At 57.5% G+C, this 16,286-nt stretch carries 15 protein-coding genes; 6 read left to right on the top strand and 9 right to left on the bottom strand.

Annotation, left to right across the window (positions count from 1 at the left end; genetic code table 11):
• Positions 1-40 precede the first annotated feature (40 nt).
• From G9X48_RS11440 to G9X48_RS11425, 4 genes are all read right to left on the bottom strand, one after another.
• Positions 41-2,473 (bottom strand): glucose/quinate/shikimate family membrane-bound PQQ-dependent dehydrogenase, encoded by a 2,433-nt coding sequence (locus G9X48_RS11440; RefSeq protein ID WP_097640813.1) that lies wholly within the window; start codon positions 2,471-2,473, stop codon positions 41-43.
• Between the two features lie 177 nt (positions 2,474-2,650).
• Positions 2,651-3,739, bottom strand: a complete 1,089-nt coding sequence (locus tag G9X48_RS11435; RefSeq protein ID WP_097640812.1) for an AI-2E family transporter — start codon at positions 3,737-3,739, stop codon at positions 2,651-2,653.
• Positions 3,740-3,886: 147 nt separating this feature from the next.
• Positions 3,887-5,350, bottom strand: coding sequence for a SulP family inorganic anion transporter (locus G9X48_RS11430; protein WP_097640837.1), 1,464 nt, complete (start codon positions 5,348-5,350; stop codon positions 3,887-3,889).
• Positions 5,351-5,352: 2 nt separating this feature from the next.
• On the bottom strand, positions 5,353-5,976 hold the full coding sequence (locus tag G9X48_RS11425) for a carbonic anhydrase (protein WP_097640811.1): 624 nt from the start codon (positions 5,974-5,976) through the stop codon (positions 5,353-5,355).
• Between the two features lie 529 nt (positions 5,977-6,505).
• Here G9X48_RS11425 and G9X48_RS11420 point away from each other — a divergent pair.
• Both G9X48_RS11420 and G9X48_RS11415 read left to right on the top strand, forming a co-directional pair.
• Entirely contained in the window at positions 6,506-6,955 is a 450-nt protein-coding gene (locus G9X48_RS11420; RefSeq protein ID WP_085046959.1) for a hypothetical protein, read from the top strand.
• A 303-nt stretch (positions 6,956-7,258) separates the two neighbouring features.
• On the top strand, positions 7,259-8,476 hold the full coding sequence (locus G9X48_RS11415; protein WP_063265037.1) for an HDOD domain-containing protein: 1,218 nt from the start codon (positions 7,259-7,261) through the stop codon (positions 8,474-8,476).
• A 58-nt stretch (positions 8,477-8,534) separates the two neighbouring features.
• On the opposite strand, the gene G9X48_RS11410 is transcribed toward G9X48_RS11415, so the two are convergent.
• Both G9X48_RS11410 and G9X48_RS11405 read right to left on the bottom strand, forming a co-directional pair.
• Complete coding sequence (locus G9X48_RS11410) at positions 8,535-8,894, bottom strand: NUDIX hydrolase (RefSeq protein ID WP_004385703.1); 360 nt, start codon at positions 8,892-8,894, stop codon at positions 8,535-8,537.
• Between the two features lie 10 nt (positions 8,895-8,904).
• Complete coding sequence (locus G9X48_RS11405; protein WP_007865055.1) at positions 8,905-9,489, bottom strand: NUDIX domain-containing protein; 585 nt, start codon at positions 9,487-9,489, stop codon at positions 8,905-8,907.
• A gap of 83 nt (positions 9,490-9,572) precedes the next feature.
• Here G9X48_RS11405 and G9X48_RS11400 point away from each other — a divergent pair, with 83 nt between their 5' ends.
• The 4 genes from G9X48_RS11400 (at position 9,573) to zapE (ending at position 13,304) form a co-directional block, all read left to right on the top strand.
• Positions 9,573-10,328 carry a DeoR/GlpR family DNA-binding transcription regulator gene (locus G9X48_RS11400; protein ID WP_004385701.1) on the top strand — a complete coding sequence of 252 codons (756 nt, stop codon included), beginning with the start codon at positions 9,573-9,575 and terminating at the stop codon, positions 10,326-10,328.
• Between the two features lie 117 nt (positions 10,329-10,445).
• A complete protein-coding gene (locus tag G9X48_RS11395; RefSeq protein ID WP_004385700.1) occupies positions 10,446-10,613 on the top strand; it encodes a hypothetical protein in 168 nt (55 codons plus the stop codon).
• Between the two features lie 604 nt (positions 10,614-11,217).
• Positions 11,218-12,141 carry a kdo(2)-lipid IV(A) palmitoleoyltransferase gene (gene lpxP / locus G9X48_RS11390; protein ID WP_012125542.1) on the top strand — a complete coding sequence of 308 codons (924 nt, stop codon included), beginning with the start codon at positions 11,218-11,220 and terminating at the stop codon, positions 12,139-12,141.
• Between the two features lie 134 nt (positions 12,142-12,275).
• Positions 12,276-13,304 (top strand): cell division protein ZapE, encoded by a 1,029-nt coding sequence (zapE, locus tag G9X48_RS11385; RefSeq protein WP_097640810.1) that lies wholly within the window; start codon positions 12,276-12,278, stop codon positions 13,302-13,304.
• Between the two features lie 94 nt (positions 13,305-13,398).
• On the opposite strand, the gene G9X48_RS11380 is transcribed toward zapE, so the two are convergent.
• The 3 genes from G9X48_RS11380 to G9X48_RS11370 form a co-directional block, all read right to left on the bottom strand.
• Positions 13,399-13,551 (bottom strand): Hok/Gef family protein, encoded by a 153-nt coding sequence (locus tag G9X48_RS11380; RefSeq protein WP_004385697.1) that lies wholly within the window; start codon positions 13,549-13,551, stop codon positions 13,399-13,401.
• A 322-nt stretch (positions 13,552-13,873) separates the two neighbouring features.
• Positions 13,874-14,881, bottom strand: coding sequence for a cytochrome d ubiquinol oxidase subunit II (locus G9X48_RS11375; protein WP_097640809.1), 1,008 nt, complete (start codon positions 14,879-14,881; stop codon positions 13,874-13,876).
• Positions 14,874-16,286 carry a cytochrome ubiquinol oxidase subunit I gene (locus G9X48_RS11370; protein WP_097640808.1) on the bottom strand — a complete coding sequence of 471 codons (1,413 nt, stop codon included), beginning with the start codon at positions 16,284-16,286 and terminating at the stop codon, positions 14,874-14,876. Before G9X48_RS11370 ends, G9X48_RS11375 begins: the two co-directional genes overlap by 8 nt.

Raw genomic sequence — 16,286 nt, 5'->3', positions numbered from 1 at the left:
AAAAGGCCGCGCGGGGCGGCCTTTTGATGTTTACGCGCGGTTACGGCAGCGCGTAGGCAATCACGTAATCCCCGCGATCCGGCGACTGGCGAGCGCCGCCTGCGGAGATAAGCACATACTGTTTGCCGGTTTTCGGCGAAACGTAGCTCATCGGGCCGCCCTGGCTGCCGACCGGCAGACGCGCTTTCCACACCTCTTTACCGGTCGAGGAATCAAAGGCGCGCAGGTAGTAATCCTGAGTACCGGCGATAAACACCAGTCCGCCCTGCGTCGCCAGCGTACCGCCAAGCGTCGGCATGCCCACCGGCATCGGCGCGCGCATTTTGATCCCGAACGGGCCGGTATCCTGCACGGTGCCGACCGGCACCTGCCAGACGATTTTCTGCGTTTTCAGGTCGATGGCCGAGAGCGTGCCAAACGGCGGTGCCTGGCATGGGATGCCGAGCGGCGACATAAAGCGGTTTTTATTTACCGCGTACGGGGTGCCTTTGAGCGGTACCGCGCCCATGCCGGTATTGATCGCCTCGCCGCCGTTGCTGCCGCGATCGATGGCATCGGTATTCGCCGGGATCATCTGCACCCACAGGCCAAGACGCATGTCGTTGACGAAGAGGTAATGATTATTCGGGTCGGTGGAGAGGCTGCCCCAGTTCATCCCGCCGAGCGATCCGGGGAAGCTCAGGGATTTATCGGTGCCAGGCACGGTAAACAGGCCGTCGTAACGCATACCTTTGAAGGCGATGCGGCAGGCGAGCTGATCGAACGGCGTCGCACCCCACATATCTGATTCCGTCAGGGTCTGCGCGCCAATCTGCGGCATACCGACCGAATGCGGCTGCGTTTTGGTGTACTGCTCATTCGGGATATCGCCAGGCTTCATGGGCAGCTCTTTGACTTCTGTCAGCGGCTTGCCGGTCAGGCGATCGAGAACGAAAATCTGCCCCGCTTTGGTGCCGAACACCACGGCAGGCGTGGTTTTACCGTCTTTTTGCGGGAAATCCACCAGGCTCGGTTGCATCGGGATGTCGAAATCCCACAGATCGTTATGGACGGTCTGATACACCCATTTCTCTTTGCCGGAGGTCGCGTCCAGCGCCAGCACCGACGCGCCATATTTGTGATCGAGCGGCGTGCGGTTCGCGCCCCACAGATCCACCGAGGAGCTGCCCATCGGGATAAACACGGTGTTCATCGCCGGATCGTATGACATCGGCGCCCACGAGTTCGGCGTGCTGCGCGCATAGTGCTGGCCCGGTTGCAGGCGGGCGTTCGGATCCTCGTTACCCGGATCGAACGCCCAGCGCATCTCGCCTGTGATCACATCAAAACCGCGCAGTACGCCGCCTGGCATATCAGTCTGCACGTTATCCGCCACGCGGCCGCCGACAACCACCGTTGTCCCGGCCATCGTCGGAGCGGAGGTGAGCTGATATTTCGGGTCCTGCGCCTCGCCAAGCCCCGCTTTCAGATCCACCACGCCGTGGTTGCCGAAGCCTTCGCAGAATTCGCCGTTATCGGCATTAAGCGCAATCAGGCGCGCGTCGATGGTATTCATCAGAATGCGACGCTGGCAGGCGGCACCCGCGGCAAGCGAAGGCGCTGGCACCGGTGTGGCACCTGGCAGGGTGGGTTGCACGACAGGTTTAGTCGCGTCGAAATACGCAAGGCCGCGGCAGCGGTTCCAGACTTCCGCTTTGGCGTTGATTTCACGCTTCCAGATCTGCTTACCGCTGTCTGCCTCTACCGCAATGACGTTGTTGTGCGGCGTGCAGAGATAAAGCGTATTGCCGATTTGCAGCGGCGTCTGCTGATCTTCCGCGCCGTTGCCGGTCGGGCTGTCGGGAATGTCGCCGGTGTGGAACGTCCAGGCGACTTTCAAATCTTTAACGTTATCGCGGTTAATCTGATCCAGCGCGACGAAGCGGCTGCCGCCCGGCGTATTGCCATAATTCGCCCAGTCTTTTTGCGCGTTGTCTTTATCGACCGGTTTTAGCGGCAGCGGATCGCCTTTAAAAGCGACCGTGGGGTGCGGCTGGAACATCTGGATAAGCGTCACCACCATGCCAAGGGCAATAACGGCGCTGAACGCGTAAGAAAGTTTTGCCAGCGGCGCTTTGCCTTCGCGACGGCGCAGAGAAGGCCAGGTGAGAAACGCCAGCAGCATCATGCCCGCAGGCACCATCAGGCGCGACACCAGCCCCCAGAACGACAGGCCCGTGTCATACAGCGCCCAGATAAGCGTGCCGACAAACACCAGAATAAACAGCGGCACGGCGGAGGCGCGACGGCGCAAAAACTGAATGGCCGACAGCAGTGTGACTATCCCGGCAATCAGAAAGTAGACGCTGCCGCCAAGCGACACCAGCTTGCCGCCGCCGATAACAAAAAAGAGGCCGATAGCAAGCAGCACCAGCCCCAGTAATACAGACCAGATGGTCAGCCCCTTCGAGCTGCCGGTCTTGTTTTCCGTCATACCATTACTCTCCCGAAAAGATGCAAACCCGCGCGTGGCGGGTACTAAAACGCATCATACAGAATATATGATGCGTAAAATTCGCACAAAAAAGCCTTTCGAGTGTAACATTAGACAGTTTTGAATGGGGGCGTTAATGCCGCCCCGGTGTTCTAAACCGCACTTTTTTCAAACTGTTCAGGCGGTTTCATCCTCACTTTTTTCGGGCAACGCGCGTGTGCGTCCTGGCCCTGCGGAGAACGTATTCCAGCAGGTAACAAAGAGCGCGGCGATAAGCGGGCCGACCACAAAGCCGTTAATGCCGTAGACTTCCAGCCCGCCGAGTGTCGAGAGCAGAATCAGCCAGTCGGGCATACGGATATCTTTACCCACCAGCAGCGGGCGTAGCAGGTTATCAGCAAGCCCCACCACCACCACGAAAAAGGCGGTCAGCAGAACGGCTTTAATAATCGCCCCGGTGGTGAAAAGATAAATCACCGCGGGCACCCAGATAAGCGCGGCGCCGACCGCAGGTACCAGCGACAGAAACGCCATCAGCGAGCCCCAGAGAATGCTCGCGCCAATCCCCGCGAAGTAAAACGCCACGCCGCCCAGAATGCCCTGGACCACCGCCACCACGACGGTGCCTTTCACGGTGGCGCGCGCCACGGCGGCAAAGCGGCGGAACAGCCGCTGTTTGACTTTATCCGAGAGCGGCACCGCGCTCAGCACCACCGACACCAGCCGCGAGCCATCCTTCAGCAGGAAAAACAGCAGGTAAAGCATGATGCCGAAGCCTATCACCACGCTGAACGTGTTGCGGCTGATAAGGAAAATACTGCCCGCCACATACTGGCTGCCCTTGAGCGCCACGCCGGAGATTTTCTCCTGAATGGCGGTCGCGTTATCGAGCTGGTTTTCCGCCAGCATCCGTTGCGCCCAGTCCGGCAGGATATGCACCACATCGGCCAGCAGCGTGGGAAGCGTGGTGTTATTGGCCTGCAAATCGCTGTAAACGGCGTTGAACTCGCTCACCAGAGACGACGCCACCACCGCCAGCGGCACGAAGACCAACAGGCAGATAAGCACCACGGTTAAAAGCGAGGCGATGTTGTTGCGCCCGTTCATCATGTGGCAAAGCCTGCGCTTTATCGGGTAGAAGATGACGGCCAGGATCACCGCCCACAGCACGGCGGAGAGATACGGTTTTACGAGGTTAAAAAAGAGGATCGAAACGATAAACAGGATCAGGATAAAAAAGGCCCTGGACATCTCTTTCGAGTTCATGATGCGTCCTTATTGTCATTAAAAGCAGCCGGATACTACAGCGTCGCGGCATCGGCTTCATCCCGGAGAGTCTTATAAACGTAGCTGAAGGGCGCAAAAAGTGGCGAAGAGAAAGGGCGGGGGCCGGCAAAAAGGCCCCCGGCAGGGTCAGGTCACCGGCCACTGCGTGAGACGGATGCCGCGCTGCGGCGCATTCTGCGCAAAGTCGCTCAGGACGGCTTTCACATCCGGGTCGAAATAGTCGGCGTTATCATGCTCGGCAATCACCACGCTCTTCTCCGGGATTTTATCCAGCAGCGCCTGTAAGCGCGGGTTATGCATAAACGTCAGATTCTGGTGGATGCGCAGCACATAGTGATCGTCATAGCGCGCCAGTTGCAGCGCGTTGCGATGGCTGTGCCACAGGCTCAGCGCTATCTGGGCCACCAGCCCGATGCCGATCCCGGCGAGCATGCCGAACGCGATAATCCCGATAATGGTGGCGAGAAACGGCACGTATTGCTGCGCGCCTGCGCGGAACTGCTCGACGAACAGGCGCGGCGTGGCGAGTTTATAGCCGGTATAAAGCAGCACCGCCGCGAGGCTCGCCAGTGGGATCGTCATCAGCACCTCGCGAAACCACAGCACGCAGATAAGCAGCAGCGCGCCGTGAATGAAAATCGACAGTTTAGTCTGCGCGCCGGTACTGACGTTCACGGAACTCCTGACAATCACCGCCGTGATGGGCATCGCGCCCACGAGACCGGCCAGCAGATTGCCCGCGCCCTGCGCCAGCATTTCACGGTTCGGCGACGGCGGCGGGTTTTGCGGGCGCAGTTTTTTCAGCGCCTCCTGGCTTAGCAGCGTTTCCAGGCTCGCCACCAGCGCCAGCGTGACGGCGACGATATAGACCGAGGGATTGGTAAACGCCTGCCAGGCGGGCGATTCCAGCTCAGAGACCAGCGCGCTCAGGCTTGCGAACTCCGGCAGCGTGATAAGCGGCAGGCGTTCAAGCTGTGCGGGCGACATGCGGCTTAGCACAAGCGTCGTGACGCAACCCACCAGCACCGCCACCAGCGGGCCGGGGATCCACGCGAGGCTTTTCACGCGCCGGATGGCGGGCGAGCCCCAGAGCGCCATCAGCAGCAGCCCGGCGGCGGCCACCGCGATGGAGACCGGCGAGAACGTGAAGCCATCACGAAAGACCGCCAGCAGGCTGTTTTCATCGGCCGAGCCCAGCGCCACCGGGATCTGCTGCATAATCAGCAACAGGCCGATCGCCGCCAGCATCCCTTTAATGACGCTGCCCGGTACCAGCGAAATAAACCGTCCGGCGCGGATAAGCCCGAGCACGATTTGCAGAACGCCCGCCAGCACCAGCGCCAGCAGAAACGCGGAAAACGAGCCGAGCGTTTCAATCGAGGCCACCACAATGGTCACGAGACCCGCGGCGGGGCCGCTGACCGCGAAGCGCGACGGGCTTAACGCCGTGACCAGAAGCCCGCCGATAATACCCGTCAGCAGGCCGACAAAGGGCGGCAGGCCGCTCGCCTGGGCGATGCCGAGGCAGAGCGGCAGCGCCACGAGAAAGACAACCACCCCCGCCAGGCTATCCTGGCGCAGCGTATTCATATTCATACGGCTTCCTCCCCGGTTTGCTCCGTCAGCATTTCAAGATGGCCGGACGCCAGGTCATAGACGCAGCCGTAAACATTCAGCTCCTGGCCGCTGCGCCAGATATTGCGCACCGTGCGGGTCTGCACCAGGCGGTTAAACTGCGCGATGACGTTGGCCTCCACCAGTTGATTAAGGGTTTGCGCATCCGGCGGCGACGCGTCGCGCCCGGCGATGTGCTCTGAGAGCGCCTCGCGCAGGTGGCTGATGCGCCGCGCGAGCGACGAGGATTCCTGCGCGAGCGACATCTGCGGCAGCGTCAGCGCCGCCTGCACGCCGCCGCAGCCGTAATGGCCGCACACCACGATGCGTTTCACCTTCAGGTAATGAAGCGCGTATTGCAGCACGCTCATAAAATTGTCGTCGTCGGGGTCAATTATATTGGCGATATTGCGATGCACGAACAGCTCGCCGGGGTGGGAGCCGGTCAGCACTTCCGCCGGAACGCGGCTGTCGGAGCAGCCAATCCAGAGCGAGTGCGGCTGCTGCTGGTCAAGGTGTTTGCCAAAGTAATCCGGGTCCCGTTGAAGACGCTGTTGCGCCCAGCTACGGTTTTTGGCCAGAAGAGGTTTTAAGGTGGTCAAAATGCTGTCTCCATGAGGGATCCAACGAGCCAAATATTGACTGCCGGTAAAGGCGTTTTCCGTGGACTCGTTACGACGAAATTAATAAGTATCACTGTTCAGTGATATTTATGCCTCAGGAAAATCCTATAAGATAAATTAAAGTTTAAAGGTTTATCAGCTTTGTAAAGTTTTAAAAATTATGGGTAAGTAAATGCGAGTGGCTATAACAGAAACAGAAAGGTAATAAAGCGAGAAATGATGAGCGAGATGATAATTGTCACTGGTAACACATTGTTTTAAATCGGATAGCAATAAAGAGGCGTAATGATCTTCTCATAAACGTTATGGCGCACGCTGACGATGACCCGCTCTTTTTTATCCCGGCAGAGTGAGCACTCCGAATAATCACATTTGCTTATATTTAAACGGCCGAAAACATTTTTTCTCATGAGTCGCCGTGGAGTGACTGGTCTTAGGCTTCCATGACATCACGCGGTGAATATGCGAAGGTAGACAGATAAATTACGGTGAAACAGGGACAATACCGATGGCAGGGAATCTCCTCCTCTGGCTGATATCATCCGCAATGCTGCTGGCCTATTTCTGGTTTGTGACGCTCAGAAAACCGTTTAAAACGGTGAGTAGGCACTTTCTTATTCTGCTCGGCGTCCATGTGGCGCTCAGTATCGCCGCCATTCAGTTAAAAAAATCAGGTCATTTTTTGCCGGATGAATATCGCACCGCGGGGCTGTGGTTTATCAAAGGCTATATGGCGGTGATTGTGGTGTTAATGGTTAATTTTTTCGCGGCGCTGGTGGAGCGAGGTGTCGCGAAAATGGCCGGATTTCATGAAAAATATAATGCGGCGAATCTGCACCGCCAGCCGCTGCGCGCGTTTATGCGCCATCAGTCCGCTGTCGTCTGGGGCTACCGGGTGCTCCTTCTCACGGGCGGTATTTACATGCTCTGGGCGATGTGCTTTCGGATGGGACTGTAGGCCGGGAGCGAACCCGCTTAAATTTCGCGGGTTCTCAGCGCATTTTTTTAAGAAATAAAAATAAAAGTTTATTACCACTAAAAAAGATCGTAGCGAAAGTAACCGATTATTTTGGCAAATTGAATGAAAAAGCGGCGATATCTGCCGCTCACTGCGCTGACCAGAATCTCTGAATAAGATAAAACTTAACCATCATCATAATTTTTCATAAAATCCGCGCTAAAAATGTCTGCGTGCCGTGAGGTTCAGCGTAAACTGCGTTTTCGCCAGGGATGCTACGTAAATACCAGACTGGAGGTGAATATGTATTCCTTTATCGCCAGGCAGCCCATCTTTGACGCCGCGCTAAATACTGTCGCGTATGAGCTGCTTTATCGCAATGGACTGACTAATACGTTTCCGCTGGTGACGGAAGAATACGCCACCAACCATCTGCTGGCGGAGCAGTTCCTTGTCACCCCGCTGCAGCGCCTGGTGGGGCAACATACGTCGTATATTAATTTTCCTCATGAGATGATCGTCAATGGCCTGGCGCAAACGCTGCCGGCGGAAAAAGTCGTCATCGAAATTCACCAGAATGCGGCCCCGGAACCTGAGCTGTTAAAAATGGTGCGGGAGATGTACTACAAAGGGTTTCGTTTCGCGCTGGATAACTTTCGCCTTAGCGACGCGTGGGCCAATTTCCTGCCCTATGTGACGGTCATTAAGTTCGATATTCAGGCGTCAACACCACAGGAAATTGCCGCCTTTATCCGCGCGAATAATATCAGCCAGCGGAAATTACTGGCGGAAAAAGTCGAAACTCGCGAGCAGTTTACGCTCTACAAAGAGATGGGGTTCCAGCGTTTTCAGGGCTATTTTTATGGCGAGCCGGAAATGATTAAAACCCGAAAACTGCCGGAGCAGCAGATGTTTATTCTGCAACTGCTCAATGAAGTGGTCTCGGCTGACCCGGATATGCGCAAAATAGAAGAGTTGATCAGCCGTGATGTGGCGATTACGTATAAGTTGATGCGCTATGTTAATAACATCAAATATAAGATAAATCACCACGCCAACGCGGATGTACTGCCGTTTCGCAATATTCTCTATTTCTTAGGCTTAAGCGAGCTGCGCCGGTTTATCGCGATACTGGCGGTCACTCACAGCAGCGAACCGGCCGTGACGGAGCTGTTTAACTACAGCCTCGCCTGTGGGCGCTTCTGCGAAAAAGCCGTGGCGCACACGGGGGCCGATATTAATGAAAACGATGCCTTTATTGCCGGGCTGTTTTCGCGGCTGGATATTATCCTCGGCGTACCGATGGCGGTACTGATTGAGCAAATCACCGTGCCTGCGGTGGTGCGCGAGGCGCTCTTAAACCGCAGTGGCACGCTCGGCGCGCTGCTGAATCTTTATGAAGGCTATGAGCAGAACCACTGGCAGGGGGTTTCGCAGGGCATGAAGCAGCTTAATTTGAGCGAAGCGCAGGTGACGAAACTCTTCCTCGATGCGGTGGAGTGGGGCGATCGGATAATCTAACGCTGGCACCGCTGCCGGTTTTTGCCCGGTTGTGGTGCCAGATGTGCAATATCGTGCATTATCCCTGCGGCACGTCCGCCAGCGAAAAGTAAACCTCAAGCCCGTGCTCGCGGGCGATTTCCACATCACGGTCAGCCCCCGAGGACGCGCCCGGCAGACGCAGCACCGCGTCGCATTTCGCCACCAGACGGTGCGCCACCGGGTATAAAAACCGCTCGCTTATCGCATCGCCCGGCTTTTCGCTGCCCGCGGCCTGGGCGAGCGGCAGCGCAAGCCATTCGCCAATCACCGGCACGTGGCCGCGCTCAAACAGGGCGAGCGCCGCCTGCTCAAGCCGCGCCAGGTTCTGGCGCATCAGGGTTTCATCGCCGTTGGTGCCGCTGCGCCACGGGCCCGCCACCAGGATCATCTTGCTCATGGTTTTCTCCTTACACTATCGCGTTCAGCGCCGCGTACTGCAGCAGCATGATGGTTTTGGCATCGACAATCTCACCCTCACGCACCGCGCGCAGGGCGTCATCGATGGGCATTTTGACCACTTCGATATCTTCGCCTTCTTGCGCGACGCCGCCGCCCGCGCCGCGCCGCCGCGCCGGATCGTATTCGCCGATGAAGAAATAGAGTTTTTCGGTGACGGAGCCGGGGCTCATATAGGCTTCAAACACTTTCTCGACGTTATCCACCAGATAACCGGTCTCTTCTTCGGCTTCGGCCCGAATACGCACTTCCGGTTCCGCTTCATCCAGCAGGCCCGCCGCCGTTTCGGTCAGTACGTTGTCGTAGCCGTTAAGAAAGACCGGCAGGCGAAACTGGCGGGTAAGAATGACGCAGCGCTCGGCGCGGTTATAGAGCAGAATCGTCGCGCCGTTGCCGCGGTCGTAGGCTTCGCGGCTCTGGCGCTGCCACTGGCCGTCACGGCGCTGGTAATCAAAGGTATATTTTTTCAGCACATACCAGTCGTCAGACAGGGTTTGCGTTTCGACAATGCGTACTTTTTCACGAACAGATGGCATGATGACGTCTCCACAGGTAGAATTGGCAACATAGCGTGCATATTCGTGCATGGTCAAGAAAATTCGTGCAACAGGAAACCGGTATGCTGACGTCACAACGTAAGAAGCTCATTCTGGAAAAGCTGGCGGCGGAAGGGCAGGTGCAGTCCCGCGCGCTCAGCGAGTGGTTTAACGTCTCCGAAGATACGATCCGCCGCGATCTGCGCGAGCTTTCTGCCGAAGGCCGCCTGCAGCGCGTCCACGGCGGGGCGTTGCCCGCTTCGGCGGCGGTGGTGGATTACGCCGGGCGCAGCCAGCTTTCGATAGACTCCAAGCGGGCGGTCGCGCGCCGCGCCGCCGCGCTGATTGAACCGGGGCAGATCGTGATGCTCGATGGCGGCACCACGACGGGCGAGCTGGTGAAATGCCTGCCGCCGGACCTTGCCATTACGGTGATCACCCACAGCCCCGGCATCGCGCTGCAACTGGTGGAGCATCCGCGCATTGAGGTGATCCTCATCGGTGGGCGGCTGTTTAAACATTCCATAGTCTCGGTGGGCGCAGCGGCCATTGAAGCGATGAGCCATCTGCGCGCCGACCTGTTCTTTTTGGGTGTCACCGGCGTACACGCCGAAGCGGGTCTTAGCACCGGCGATTACGAAGAGGCGTGCGTGAAGCGCGCGCTGGCTTCCCGCGCCGCAGAAACGGTCGTGATGGCGTCGCGTGAAAAGCTCAATGCCGCCTCGGCGTTCTGCATTGGCGATATGTCGCTGGTAAACACGCTGGTTGTCGAGGGCGATACTGCTGACAGCCTGCTCGCGCCTTTTGAAAACCAGGGCGTGACGGTTGTCAGGGCGTAGCCCGCCGGCGTCACCAGAACGAACCCGACGGAAACTGCGCATGATCGGCCAAAGCTGTCTATCCTGAGAATATGCGCGTATGAAAACGGTTATGCGGATAATTTCAGGAGGGGCAGTATGAAGTTTTTCTATTTCATTTCACTTATCGCTGCGGCCAGTTATCTTTTTGCCTTTTTACCAAGGGCAAAAAGTGACCGCGAGCCGCTCGCGTACTGGGGGTGCTGGATTTATCTGGGCGCCTCTGCGATTTACTGGGCGATTTATGGTTTAAAGCACTACTTTTAATCACTCTCAACGCGCGCCGGGAAATAATACCCGGCGGTAAGGAATATTTCGTTTAAAAAGTAAATAGCGACAGTAATAATCCTAAAAAGTTTCTTTTTACCTTACCTCCATAATTCCATCGCATTCTTTACAAAATTACGCTATCTTTCCGCGCGCAAAAGCCTCACTCTGATGCTTAGCCTCATTACTGTGGTTAAAACTACCCGGATCAACGCCGTGTTGTGTGAATAATTGCTTTAAACACAAGGTAATGCAGGATTCTGGTTGCAGACTCATCTGATGGCCGGAACGAATTTTCGTTAATGAAGGTTGTTATTATTAGTGGGATAATCTTTTTAATGACAGCGTCATGGCGCTGTTGTTGTCAGGAAATGTCGAATAATACGACGGAATGTTTCAGCGTTTATGGAAAGACCACTTTTTATTCACATCCTGAAACGGCTGTAATTAAAACCGAAAGCCTCATCGGCACGGGTTTATTTTTTTCCTCCATATTATTAGGTAGCAGGAAGGCTGTATCCCTGCTGAATGATTGTCTGTCTGGTTTGTACCGCTTACGGAACGGCTTCTTTATGCGATACATCTCTGTGCATAAAGGGGCTTTATGAATCACGTCACGCCTTTTTCCCGTGCGCTGCTGCATCCGCGCTACTGGTTTACCTGGTTTGGTCTTGGCCTGCTGTGGCTGCTGGTGCAAATGCCGCACCCGCTGCTGATGCGCCTTGGCGCATTCCTTGGCCGCAACTCGCGCCGCTTTCTGAAGCGTCGTGAGAAAATCCTGCGCCGCAATCTCGAACTCTGTTTCCCGAATTTCAGCGAGGCGCAAAAAGAGCAGCTGATTCAGGAAAACTTCCTGTCGCTCGGCATGGCTTTGCTGGAAACCGGCATGGCCTGGTTCTGGTCGGACGCGCGCATCAAAAAATGGTTTAACGTCGAAGGGCTGCATCACCTGCATCAGGCGAGCGCGCAGGGGCGCGGCGTTATCGTGATTGGTGTGCACTTTATGTCGCTGGAGCTTGGCGGGCGCGTGATGGGCCTGTGCAAGCCGATGATGGCGATGTACCGACCGCACAACAATAAAGCGATGGAGTGGGCGCAGACCAAAGGGCGTATGCGCTCTAACAAAGCGATGATCGACCGTAAAGATCTCAAAGGCATGGTCAACGCGCTGAAGCAGGGCGAAGCGGTCTGGTTTGCGCCGGACCAGGATTACGGCCCGCGCGGCAGCACCTTCGCGCCGCTGTTTGCGGTAAACGACGCCGCCACCACGCGCGGGACGTATGTGCTCTCGCGCCTGAGCAACGCGGCGATGCTGACCATTGTGATGATCCGCAACCCCGACGCCAGCGGCTATAAACTGATTATTCAGCCGGAGCTTCAGGGCTACCCGCGTGAAGATGAAGCCGCCGCGGCGTGCTACATGAACAAAGTGATTGAGCGCGAAATCCTGCGCGCGCCGGAGCAGTATCTCTGGATCCACCGCCGATTCAAAACCCGCCCGGCGGGCGAAGCGTCGCTCTATACCTGATACGCGTTTCTACAGAAAGCCCCGCGCCGTGCGGGGCTTTTTTTTGCGTATCTTTATGAGATTGTGCGGCGTTTTTTGAAAAAACACGCGGAGTGTGGGTTAATAACATTTTGTTTACATATGGAGCTGCCGCGATGGCCCGGATTGCCGCCCCCTTTTCGTTTCGCGAAACCATGCATATGCTGGCGCAGCGAAAAGCGCTGCGCCTTGATGGCGACCAGACGCGGCTTATCAGCGAGCTCGATAGCCTCGCCGCGCCGCTGCTGGCGGGCCACGCGCGGTTTGCCGGGTTGTATGTCTGGGGCAGGCCGGGGCGCGGCAAAAGCTTTATTGTCGATAACTTCTTTGCCTCGCTGCCGCTCGCGGCGAAAAAACGCGCCCACTTCCATGATTTCTTTCGCGAACTCCATCAGCGCATGGTGGATAAATCGCTGGAGCAGGCGCTGCGCGCGCAGTTAGGCGACGCGCGGTTGCTCTGCTTTGACGAATTCCACCTGCACGATCCGGGCGATGCGATGCTCGCGAAAAAGCTGTTAGAAGTGGCGCAGGCGATGAAAATTACACTGATCCTGACCTCCAACTATTCGCCGCGAGAGTTGCTTTCACACCCGCTCTACCATGAGCTGTTTGTGCCTTCCATCGCGCTTATTGAGCGAGAGATGACGATTTTCGCCCTTAACGGCGAGCGCGATTACCGCCTTGAGGCGGGCAGCGACGCCGGGCTGTTCAGCGAAGGCGCGTGGCTGCAGCCAGGCACGCCTGACCAGCGTGCGGCGCACGGGCTTGCGGTGGCGCACGGTGAATTTGCGGTCACGGCCGGTTATCACACCTTTTATGCCGCATCACCGCCGGGCCATCTGCTGCATTTCACCTTTGCGGGAATATGTGAAGCGCCGACGGCGGTCATGGATTATTTAACGCTGTGTGAAACGTATTCCTGCTGGTTTATCGATAATGTGCCGCGGCTTTCCCGCGTCAGCCCGGCGGCGGCGCAGCGGTTTATTAATCTTATTGATGTGCTTTATGATAAGCAGCGGCAGTTATTTATTTCAAGCGCGTATTCGGTCGCTGAAATTACTGATGCCGTTGCGCTTGACGATATTGGACGCACCGCCAGTCGTCTGGCGCAATTACGGGTAATACAAGATCCTGTTACCGGCTAATAGAATTAATACGCGTCAGTAAATAATAAATAAGGGTGCCTGAAGGCATAAATCCGCCAGTCAAATCGCGGGGATGGCTCCCCGCGTCAGACGCTTACTCTCTGGGTTTACAAGCCAGTGAAGCGACAATCTCCATCCCCGCGCCCCGCAAGCGCAGCTCGCAAAGCGTTTCCCGTGAAAGGGTGGTGAACATTAATACCGTCACACAAACAATAATAATGCACCAGATAAAAGTATTGTCCTTCATAGCCATTCTCCTTGCCGAAAGGCGAGTAAGAGGCTAACATATGAACTGTTCGGGTTCATGTGTCGGCCTCGGGTTAAGGTAATTAACTCGGGGCCTTCATCTTTCCAGAACCTGCATAATGCCTGAAACCAGAAAGCCTCAGGCACCCGCCGCGAATAATACGCTTCTTTTAAATTCGTAAAATCTTTTCTTTTTCGCTGTTTATTAAAATCAGCCAGAGTGAATATTCACTTCTTTTGTGCGCCGCGACTATTCCCGTTACCGCTTCCTGTTATTCTTTTTCTTATTTATGGCCGTGCAGAAGTGGCCCCCGCATCATGCGTCAGGGGCGCTCGTCTTCCCGCACGGCGTGGATCTTGCCGCGAAACACCCAGAACCCCCAGCTGTTATAGATAAGCGTAACGGGCACAAAAATGCCGAACGCGATAAGCATCAGCTTCTGCGTGGCGGGCGGCGCGGCAGCCTGAATAAGCAACAGATTCGGCGGCAGAATAAACGGAAAAACGGCCAGCAGCATCCCACCGAACGCCGCGATAAACAGCAAAAGCGTCATCGCGAGCGGCAGGAAATCGCGCCGCTGGCGCAGCGTCAGCATCACACCCAAAAACGCCAGCAAACCCACCGCCGCCAGCGGTCCGCTCCAGCGCCACAGTTGCAGATGCAGCCGGTAGGTCTCATTGAGCTGCACCGTCCAGACCAGCAGGCCTGCCAGCAGCGCGGCGGTGAGAAGGGCAAGCCACATGGCCTGACGCCGCGCCCACGCGTTGAGTTCCCCTTCGCAGCGCCAGATAAGCCAGCATGCGCCGAGCAGCGCATAGCCGACGCTGAGCGCCATCGCGCAGAAGACCGAAAAGGGCGACAGCCAGTCCATCGGGCCGCCGGTAAATGTCGCGCCGTTATGGGTAATGCCTTCAACCCACGCGCCCATCGTCGCGCCCTGGCTTAACGACGTCAGCCAGGAGCCTGTGATAAACAGCGCGTCGAACAGCCGCGGGCGCAGGTGGCGGTACTCAATCGCCACGCCGCGCACAATCATCGCCAGCAGCATGATATAGACCGGCAGGTAGAGCGCGCTGTAGAGAATGCTGAAGGCGACGGGGAACATCGCCAGCAGCGCGCCGGCGGTCAGCACCAGCCAGGTTTCGTTGCCGTCCCAGACCGGCAGCAGCGAAATGTTCATCTGCTGGCGCGCCTGCGGCGACTGAAACGGCGCGAGCAGCCCCACGCCGAGATCCGCGCCGTCGAGCAACACGTAAATCAGCACGCCCGCGGCGAGCGCGCCGGCGCAAAGCAGCGTTAATAGCGGCAGTGAAAGCAGCAGTTCAGTCATCTGAATGCCCCCGCAGGCTGTGCGGCGTTACGCCGCTGCCGGTTTGCGCCGCCACGGACGGGTTGGCATCCGGCGTGTCGTCGCCCGGTGGTTTCGCGAGCAGGCGCAGCATAAAGCCCATGCCGAGTGCGAAAATCAGCAGATAGACCACCACAATCGCGACAAACGAGCCGAGCACCAGCGAGGGCGCGATGGGCGAGGCGCTCTCGCGGGTCAGCAACTGCCCGTAGACGGTCCACGGCTGGCGGCCCGTCTCGGTGACGACCCAGCCCGCGAGCATCGCGATAACGCCCGCCGGTGCCATCGCCACCATGCCGCGCTGCAGCCAGCGTGCCTCCCACAACCGGCCACGCAGCCGCACCACCAGCCCGGCGACGCCAACGAAAATCATCAGAAAGCCGAGCCCGACCATAGCGCGAAACGCGAAGAAGACGCCGGGCACCCAGGGCAGCTCGTCCGGCGGATACTGATTCAGGCTATGAATGGTGCCGGTGAGATTATGGCGCAGATAGAGCGAGCCGATGGACGGGATCGCCACTTCAACGTGGTTGCGCCGCGCCTCCATATCCGGGATCGCGAACAGCCGTAGCGGCTCGCCTTCGCCGGGCGGCGGCGGGTTCCAGCTGCCTTCCATCGCCGCCAGTTTGACCGGCTGGTGATCGAGGGTGTTTTCGCCATGCAGATCGCCCACTACGGCCTGAAGGGGCGCAAGCGCGAGCAATACCCACAGCCCCCAGGAGAACATTCGCCGCGCGCCCGGCTGTTGCGGATGCTTGAGCAGGTGCCACGCGCCGACCGCCGCCACCAGGCATGCGGTGGCGAGCAGCGCAGCGATGGACATATGTATCAGCCGGTACGGAAAGGACGGGTTGAAAATCACCGCCCACCAGTCAACGGGCTGAAAGCGGCCATCGGGCCCGATGATGAAACCCGCGGGCGTCTGCATCCAGGAGTTCGCCGACAATATCCAGAAGGCGCTGAACAGCGAGCCTGCCGCCACCACGCAGGTGGCGAGAAAATGCACCCACGGGCGCACTTTGCCCATGCCGAACAGCACCACGCCCATAAAGCCCGCTTCGAGGAAAAACGCCACCAGCACTTCCATGTACATCAGCGGCCCCATCACGGCCCCGGCGCGGCTGGAAAGCTCGCCCCAGTTGGCACCGAACTGAAATTCCATCAGCACGCCGGTGACGACGCCGACTGCGACGTTCAGGGCAAAGATCTTGCTCCAGTATTTATAGAGATCGAGATAAATGCGCTGCCTGCGCCACAGCCACAAGCCCTCCAGCAGCATCAACCACTGCGCGAGGCCTATCGTCAGCGCCGCCAGCACGATGTGAAACCCGATGGTGAAGGCGAACTGGCTGCGCGCCAAAAGCAGCGCGGTTTCCGGGCTAATCAT

This window comes from Cronobacter sp. HA18006 (assembly GCF_011605445.1).
In the GTDB taxonomy this organism is placed as follows: Bacteria; Pseudomonadota; Gammaproteobacteria; order Enterobacterales; family Enterobacteriaceae; genus Cronobacter; species Cronobacter sakazakii.
Note: the sequence above shows the minus strand (reverse complement) of the source record. Positions and strands in the feature narration are given on the sequence as shown.

Bases quoted from the DNA above. Each gene is read 5' to 3' on its own strand.
- G9X48_RS11430 (WP_097640837.1), bottom strand. From the start codon at position 5,350: ATGAATACGCTGCGCCAGGATAGCCTGGCGGGGGTGGTTGTCTTTCTC.
- G9X48_RS11405 (WP_007865055.1), bottom strand. From the start codon at position 9,489: ATGCCATCTGTTCGTGAAAAAGTACGCATTGTCGAAACGCAAACCCTG.
- G9X48_RS11395 (WP_004385700.1), top strand. From the start codon at position 10,446: ATGAAGTTTTTCTATTTCATTTCACTTATCGCTGCGGCCAGTTATCTT.
- G9X48_RS11415 (WP_063265037.1), top strand. From the start codon at position 7,259: ATGTATTCCTTTATCGCCAGGCAGCCCATCTTTGACGCCGCGCTAAAT.
- G9X48_RS11410 (WP_004385703.1), bottom strand. From the start codon at position 8,894: ATGAGCAAGATGATCCTGGTGGCGGGCCCGTGGCGCAGCGGCACCAAC.
- zapE (WP_097640810.1), top strand. From the start codon at position 12,276: ATGGCCCGGATTGCCGCCCCCTTTTCGTTTCGCGAAACCATGCATATG.
- G9X48_RS11400 (WP_004385701.1), top strand. From the start codon at position 9,573: ATGCTGACGTCACAACGTAAGAAGCTCATTCTGGAAAAGCTGGCGGCG.
- G9X48_RS11435 (WP_097640812.1), bottom strand. From the start codon at position 3,739: ATGAACTCGAAAGAGATGTCCAGGGCCTTTTTTATCCTGATCCTGTTT.
- G9X48_RS11375 (WP_097640809.1), bottom strand. From the start codon at position 14,881: ATGACTGAACTGCTGCTTTCACTGCCGCTATTAACGCTGCTTTGCGCC.
- G9X48_RS11380 (WP_004385697.1), bottom strand. From the start codon at position 13,551: ATGAAGGACAATACTTTTATCTGGTGCATTATTATTGTTTGTGTGACG.
- G9X48_RS11440 (WP_097640813.1), bottom strand. From the start codon at position 2,473: ATGACGGAAAACAAGACCGGCAGCTCGAAGGGGCTGACCATCTGGTCT.
- G9X48_RS11370 (WP_097640808.1), bottom strand. From the start codon at position 16,286: ATGATTAGCCCGGAAACCGCGCTGCTTTTGGCGCGCAGCCAGTTCGCC.
- lpxP (WP_012125542.1), top strand. From the start codon at position 11,218: ATGAATCACGTCACGCCTTTTTCCCGTGCGCTGCTGCATCCGCGCTAC.
- G9X48_RS11420 (WP_085046959.1), top strand. From the start codon at position 6,506: ATGGCAGGGAATCTCCTCCTCTGGCTGATATCATCCGCAATGCTGCTG.